The organism is Mesorhizobium sp. M7A.F.Ca.AU.002.02.1.1, from assembly GCF_003998535.1.
Classification (GTDB): Bacteria; Pseudomonadota; Alphaproteobacteria; order Rhizobiales; family Rhizobiaceae; genus Mesorhizobium; species Mesorhizobium ciceri.
This window is the reverse complement of the sequence record NZ_RZPB01001072.1, coordinates 1-1,627: the sequence shown is the minus strand read 5'-3', so window position 1 is coordinate 1,627 and position 1,627 is coordinate 1. Positions and strand designations below refer to the sequence as shown.

3 protein-coding genes and 1 pseudogene are annotated in these 1,627 nt (G+C 57.6%); 3 read left to right on the top strand and 1 reads right to left on the bottom strand.

Annotated features, from left to right (window positions below; translation table 11 throughout):
* The 3 genes from hppD to EN879_RS35100 all read left to right on the top strand — a co-directional run.
* The coding region (gene hppD, locus EN879_RS35110) for a 4-hydroxyphenylpyruvate dioxygenase (RefSeq protein ID WP_127274671.1) at positions 1-819 on the top strand (819 nt) is incomplete at its 5' end.
* A 62-nt stretch (positions 820-881) separates the two neighbouring features.
* Positions 882-1,109, top strand: coding sequence for a type II toxin-antitoxin system prevent-host-death family antitoxin (locus EN879_RS35105; protein ID WP_127274670.1), 228 nt, complete (start codon positions 882-884; stop codon positions 1,107-1,109).
* Between the two features lie 93 nt (positions 1,110-1,202).
* Entirely contained in the window at positions 1,203-1,472 is a 270-nt protein-coding gene (locus EN879_RS35100) for a type II toxin-antitoxin system VapC family toxin (protein WP_244514291.1), read from the top strand.
* 27 nt (positions 1,473-1,499) lie between these two features.
* On the opposite strand, the pseudogene EN879_RS39570 reads toward EN879_RS35100, so the two are convergent.
* Positions 1,500-1,595, bottom strand: a pseudogene (locus EN879_RS39570) (damage-inducible protein DinB); the annotation flags it as partial.
* Between the last annotated feature and the right edge of the window lie 32 nt (positions 1,596-1,627).

Sequence of the window (1,627 nt, the reverse complement as noted above, 5' to 3'; positions counted from 1 at the left end):
CCACCCGCCTTCCACCATGCGGTCTCCAAGGGTCCCACACCTTACGAAGGCGTCGACAAGCCGCTGGACCTGCCGGCGATCGTGGGCATTGGCGGCTCGCTGCTCTATTTCATCGAGACCTACGGCAAGAAGGGTTCGGCCTATGATGCCGAGTTCGAGTGGCTGGGTGCGCGCGACCCGCGGCCGGAAGGCGTCGGCTTCTACTATCTCGATCACCTGACCCACAATGTCTATCGCGGCCAGATGGACAAATGGTGGGATTTCTACCGCAACCTGTTCGGCTTCAAGCAGATCCATTTCTTCGACATCGACGGCAAGATCACCGGCTTGGTCAGCCGCGCCATCACCTCGCCCTGCGGCAAGATCCGCATTCCGCTCAACGAGTCCAAGGACGAGACCAGCCAGATCGCCGAGTACCTGAAGAAGTACAATGGCGAAGGCATCCAGCACATCGCCGTCGGCACCGACGAAATCTACGAGGCCACCGACAGACTGGCCGAGAACGGGCTGAAGTTCATGCCCGGCCCGCCTGAAACCTACTACGACATGTCGTATGACCGCGTGAACGGCCATGACGAACCGATCGAGCGGATGAAGAAGCACGGCATCCTGATCGATGGCGAAGGCGTCGTCGACGGCGGCACGACCAAGATCCTGCTGCAGATATTCTCGAAAACCGTGATCGGGCCGATCTTCTTCGAGTTCATCCAGAGGAAGGGCGACGAAGGTTTTGGCGAAGGCAATTTCCGCGCGCTGTTCGAATCGATCGAGCAGGACCAGATCAAGCGTGGCGTGATCAAGGTTCAGGCGGCGGAATAGCCATCGAACTCACTTGCGGCCCGGCCAATTATGACCTAAATTCTGGTCATAAGAGGTCGTCTATGAATATCCCCATGGCAAAAGCGAAGGCTCAGCTTTCCGAATTGGTGAAACGTGCCCAGGCTGGCGAAGAGATCCAGCTGACCAGACATGGAGAGGTTGTCGCAACCTTGCGCGCTCCCGTTCGGGCTGGTGGGAGCAAAGGCTTGCTTGGCGCCCTGAAAGGCCAGATTTGGATATCGGATGATTTTGATGAACTCGGTCCCGAATGGGACGAGTATATTAAATGAGCCGCAGATATCTGGTCGATACCCATATTCTGCTTTGGGTACTCAACGCCGATTCACGTCTTTCGGCGCGATATCTTTCTCACAGGCAAGGATGTGATCGTCAGCGCCGTCTCGGTGGCCGAGATCGCCATCAAGAAATCGCTCGGCAAAGTGACGCTCACAGGCGACATCGTGGACCTCCTGCGATCGAACGGGATTCCGATTCTCGGCGTAAACGAACTACACGCGGCGAGACTTGAACATCTGCCGCTTCACCACCGCGATCCCTTCGACCGCCTGCTTATTGCGCAGACCCAAATTGAAGGCCTGACGTTGATCTCCGCGGATCGGCAATTTTCAGCCTATGACGTCGTATTGGCCTGATCGCCCAAGCCCAGCCGCTTGACCTCTTTCGCCGGGCTGAAGAGACAATACCGCGCGGTAGAGTCGGTCGTTCGACCAGAGATTGTTGCCGGCCATGCTGCGCGGGTAGTCGGGCAGGCTCATCACGTCATCCGGTTGACCGCGACAGATACAAG

What these genes read in the sequence shown, in the direction of transcription:
- EN879_RS35105 (WP_127274670.1), top strand. Translation starts at nt 882, where the DNA reads ATGAATATCCCCATGGCAAAAGCGAAGGCTCAGCTTTCCGAATTGGTG.